The 4950-nt window shown below is 47.2% G+C and carries 5 protein-coding genes; all 5 read left to right on the forward strand.

Annotated features, from left to right (window positions below):
• Window positions 1–46 precede the first annotated feature (46 nt).
• A complete protein-coding gene (locus ABYT30_RS15435) occupies window positions 47–784 on the forward strand; it encodes a response regulator (RefSeq protein WP_373097392.1) in 738 nt (245 codons plus the stop codon).
• Window positions 784–2223 carry a sigma-54-dependent transcriptional regulator gene (locus ABYT30_RS15440; protein ID WP_373097393.1) on the forward strand — a complete coding sequence of 480 codons (1440 nt, stop codon included), beginning with the start codon at window positions 784–786 and terminating at the stop codon, window positions 2221–2223. Before ABYT30_RS15435 ends, ABYT30_RS15440 begins: the two co-directional genes overlap by 1 nt.
• A gap of 77 nt (window positions 2224–2300) precedes the next feature.
• The gene (locus ABYT30_RS15445; protein ID WP_373097394.1) at window positions 2301–2567 is read left to right on the forward strand and encodes a DUF4404 family protein; all 267 of its coding nucleotides are present in this window, start codon (window positions 2301–2303) and stop codon (window positions 2565–2567) included.
• A gap of 388 nt (window positions 2568–2955) precedes the next feature.
• Complete coding sequence (locus ABYT30_RS15450) at window positions 2956–4233, forward strand: OprO/OprP family phosphate-selective porin (RefSeq protein WP_373097395.1); 1278 nt, start codon at window positions 2956–2958, stop codon at window positions 4231–4233.
• A 1-nt stretch (window position 4234) separates the two neighbouring features.
• Window positions 4235–4950 (forward strand): phosphate/phosphite/phosphonate ABC transporter substrate-binding protein (locus tag ABYT30_RS15455; RefSeq protein ID WP_373097396.1); only part of this gene is annotated, 716 nt, incomplete at its 3' end.

Below are 4950 nucleotides of genomic sequence, written 5' to 3' on the forward strand. Positions count from 1 at the left end.
ACCAAGGGGGGAAGCCCCATACATGCTATAGCTGAGAGTTAAGTTCATGAGTACAACGATGTTACGAATTTTATTGGCTGATGATAGCTTGCCTAGCCTAATGGCCACGCAAATTATGCTGGAAAAAATGGGCCACGAAGTTTTGGTCGCCACCGACGGGGAGCAAGCATTGGCATTGGCGCTGCGAGAGCGCTTCGACTTACTGCTATTGGATGAATATATGCCGGGCTTACCGGGCTCAGCAGTAACCATGCGCCTGCGACAGTCTACTAGCGAAAATAACAGTAGTTGTATCATCGCACTGAGCGGTGTTCACAAAGATGACGAGCGTCAGCGCTTGCTTGATTCTGGCATTGATGAACTGATTATCAAGCCAGTCACGGCTGATCGGCTTAAGGAAGCCGTTACAAAGTTTTTCCCAGTTTCGTCAACGTCAATTGACGCGGATGTCATCTCTAAGCTTTATGCAGATTTGGGTGATGATGTGGGGCGACGCTTATTGGGCATGTTTGTAGAAGAGTTGTTGCAAATGAGTGTTCGTATTACTGAAGCATTGAAAAGTGAGAACGTCGATGAGTATTTGGCTGTTGCTCATATTTTAAAAAACTCCGCCGCGCTTTATGGTGCGGACGACTTGGCCACGTTTGCGCGGGAGTTTAACGAGAATCCAGAGCGTTTTGCGACGGATATACATAGTGCTGCAAAAACTTTGTTAGCGCGTATAGATGATGCGCATCACGCCGCGAAAGAGTACGCGTTAAACGCTGCTCAGGGGAAAAAGTAATGGCTCAACCTTTGATCTATGTAGTAGAGGATAGCCTGTCTAGTGGGGCTTTATATTGTAGCTATCTTGAGCAGGCAGGATTCAGGACCGAGCATTTTACCGATGGCCACTCGGCACTCGTGGCGGTAAAAGATAAAATGCCGGATGTCGTGTTGCAGGACGTGTGCTTGCCGGATATTAGTGGTCTTGAGGTTTTGAGTTTTATCAATCGTCAGGAAAAGCCCGCGCCAGTGGTTATTATTACGGCCAATAGCTCTATTGATATAGCAGTCGATGCGATGCGTTTGGGGGGCTTTGATTTTATTGAAAAGCCCTTTTCTAAAGAGCGTTTATTAACCGCGATTAGTAGTGCAGTAAATCAATTGGCTGCGGAAGAGCAGGTCGCCCCGAAAAAACAGGTGGTTACGGGGAGTGCTCCAGCGGCAGGCGGTGTTCGGGATCATTTCGTAGGTGATTCTCTGGCAATGTCTACAGTTTTCCGTCTGTTAGATAGTGCTGCGAAAAGTAAGGCGAGTGTCTTTGTAACAGGTGAGAGTGGAACAGGTAAAGAAGTGTGCGCCTACTCACTGCATAAGGCGAGCGCCCGCCACGACGGGCCTTTCATCGCTATTAACTGCGCGGCAATTCCCGCGGATCTTTTTGAGTCAGAAATTTTTGGTCACGAGAAAGGTGCATTCAGCGGCGCGGTGAGTCAGCGTAAAGGTGCTGCCGAAATGGCGGCAGGAGGAACTTTATTCCTCGACGAGCTCTGTGAAATGGACTTGAATTTACAGGCGAAACTTTTGCGCTTTTTGCAAACAGGCACCTTTAGCCGTGTTGGCGGGCAAACCGTACTGCATAGCGATATTCGTATAGTCTGTGCAACAAATAGGGATCCAGCCAAAGAAGTTGGGGAAGGTCGTTTTCGGGAAGATTTGTATTATCGGCTTAACGTTATTCCGGTTCAATTGCCACCGCTACGTGAGCGAGGCAGCGATATTATGCTGCTTGCCGAGCATTTTTTGGCGGAAAAATCTGAGGCAAATAATAAGGAATTTCGCGGATTTACACCCGAAGTTAAAGCGATGATCATGCAGCACGATTGGCCGGGCAATATTCGCGAACTGCAGAATGTCATTGAAAATGTTGTTGTTATCAATGACGGCGAGCTAGTGAGTGTTGAAATGATGCCCTCATTGGCGCCAGCCTTAATTAAGGCCCCCGGCAAGTCGGCAGTAGCTACGGCCCAAAATAGTGTTCCTAGTTTTGGCTCAGTTTCTAGCCCTGCCGGCGCAGGTATGCAAGGTATTCGCCCCTTGTGGATGGTGGAGAAAGAGGCAATTGAGTACGCAATTGAACAATGTGGCGACAATATTCCACTGGCGGCAGCATGTTTAGGAGTGAGTGCGTCGACTATTTATCGCAAGAAAAAAAGTTGGGATAGTGGCGGTGAAGGCTAATGTCTTCGCTGAGGCGAGCGATGTTAGGAGGCTATTACTTTAGTTGTTATGCTACATAGGTTAATAAGGAGAGACGTATGGATCCCAAACAATTACATGAACAATTGCAGCGCCTGCAAACTGAAATCGATGGGCTTGCCGTAAATCAAGAAAATCGCGCAAAACTACATGCATTAGTCGACGATATTGATCGTGAGTTAGGCGTTGGTCCGCAGTTTGTGCTTGAGGACAGTAGCTTGCAAGATCGTTTGGAGGATCTCGTCTCTAATTTTGAGGTGGATCACCCAACGGTTGCCGGAATTTTAAAGGACATAATGGTCAAGCTTGCGAGCATTGGCGTCTAGTTTCTGGCAGTGCTTCCTTCTAACCGTTGATCAATTTGAAGTGGCATGGTTTTAAATGTTTGCCATGTCATTATAAAAATCATTTTTGTAGTCAATATGGTTTTCAAGTTGCGAATATCGATTCTTCCTCTAATAATATTGCTTTAATCATGTACGTTTAGCATACGGTCATAAAAAAATAAATATTCTATGAGGTCTTGGAGAGTCAGTAGTGACAAAGCTTTCAGGCCTTTTCTGTGACTTAAAAATTCTCCTCTATACTGATTTTATCCGGCTGGCATTGTCCTTGCTTTATGCATAGCACAATGCGAATTAATGACGATTACGTCAACCAGCTAATAACCAAGCTTTATCGCTATATTACTGTGAATAGATAAGGGAAATGTTTATGAAGATTACACGCGGTCTGCTAGCAATGTCAGCAATGCTAAGTTCGGTTGCCTACGCTGGCCCCGAATTAGAGTCTTTGTTGCAGGTACTTAAAGCGAATGGAACCATCGACGCAGATCAGTACCAGCGGCTAATGATGGAGCAAACCGCGCCGGTGCCAGTGGCGAAGTCGACTCCGGCAATTGCTAACGCCAGTAGCGGCCTAGAAATAATTTCAGCTGACAAGCAGTTTACTGCTCAAGTGGGTGGTCGTGTTGAGGTGCATGCCGCTGTATACAATGACGATGGCATAAATATGGGCGATGGCACGAGCTTGCGCCGTGCGCGAATTTACCTGCAAGGCAAACTTTATGGCGACTGGCAATATAAGTTTGAATATGATTTTGCCGACGGTGGTTCAAAAGGTTTTAAAGATGCTTATTTAAGTTACGAAGTGAAGGAGGGTGTGGAGCTTATTGCCGGTAATTACCGGGTGCCATACTCACTCGAGGCCTTAGCAAATTCCCATGCCAATACCTTTATGGAAAGATCCCTCGGTTTTGCATTTAAGCCGGGTTGGCACCTAGGTTCAGGTGTCAATGTTTCAGGCGAAAACTGGACTTGGAATAGCGGACTTTTTGGTGATACCCCAGATCAAAATACCGCAGGTGAAGATGGCGAATGGATCCTAGGCAGCCGACTGACCTGGCTGCCGTACAAGAGCGATAGTGACTTTGCCCACTTGGGTCTGGCGGGCCTTTACGGCGACCGCGGTGATCATCTTGGGCTGGCTTACAAGTCTGGGCCGGAAAGTAAGGTAACTAAAGTGAATTTAGTTGATACCAAAAGTATTGCGGGTGTGGATAGCTATACCCAGCTGGGTCTGGAGGCGGCATTGACGCTGAATCGCTTTAACTTGCAGGCAGAGTATATGGCGGCGACCTTGGAGCGCAGTCAGGGCGATTTGAATTTTGATGGTTGGTATGTGCAGTCGAGCTATTTTCTAACGAATGATCGCCGGTCTTACAAAAAGGGGCGCTACTCACCAGTTAAGCCGCAAAGTATCTTAGGTCGCAATGGTACTGGCGCCTGGGAATTGGCGCTGCGATTAAGTGAAGTTGATCTTACTGATGCCGATGTTTTCGGCGGTCAACAACAAGACCTCACAATGGCGGTGAATGTCTACGCTACACCTCAGATTCGTTTTAGCGCTGAGTATATAGACGTTTTATCCACGTCAAACCCGCAAACGGCAGAACCTGAGTTATTTCAGTTACGCGTAGAGTGGGTGCTGTAAAATGAAATATTTATTACTTGTTGCTTTGATTTTACAGTGTGTTTTGGCCAATGCAGCTGAATATCTGGTGGGCGTTGTACCGCAATTTGAGGCGCAGCGCCTGAATAAGGTATGGCAGCCAATTCTTGATGAGCTCGCGGAGCGAACGGGTGACCGCTTTGTATTGGTGACGAATAAATCTATACCGGAGTTTGAAAAGGCTTTTCAGCGAGGTGATTTTGATCTGGCTTATATGAACCCCTGGCATGCGGTTGTGGCCTATGAAAGTCAGCAATACTCGCCGATAGTGAAAGATGGTGATCGCAAATTAAAGGGCATTTTGGTGGTGCGCAAGGACAGTGGTATTAGCGATATTCAGCAGCTAGATGGCGCGGAGATCGCATTTCCAGCGCCAAACGCCCTTGGTGCCTCATTGCTAATGCGTGCAGACTTAAAAGTGATTCACGGTATTGATATTGTTCCAAAATATGTCGATACCCATTCTTCGGTGTATTTAAATGTTGCACTACAATCAACTAAGGCCGGGGGCGGCGTAAAACGAACCTTAAGGGAGCAATCACCTGCCCTGCAGGATATGCTGACGGTTTTATATGAAACGCGGGCGGTTAATCCGCATCCGATAGTTGTTCACCCCAGAGTGCCTGCGGACACAAGCAGGCGAATTGCTGAGGCACTGTTAGCAATGGCCGCCGAGACCGACGCGCAAAAACTACTGGC

Origin of the sequence: Zhongshania sp., from assembly GCF_041623545.1 — a bacterium.
Lineage (GTDB): Bacteria > Pseudomonadota > Gammaproteobacteria > Pseudomonadales > Spongiibacteraceae > Spongiibacter.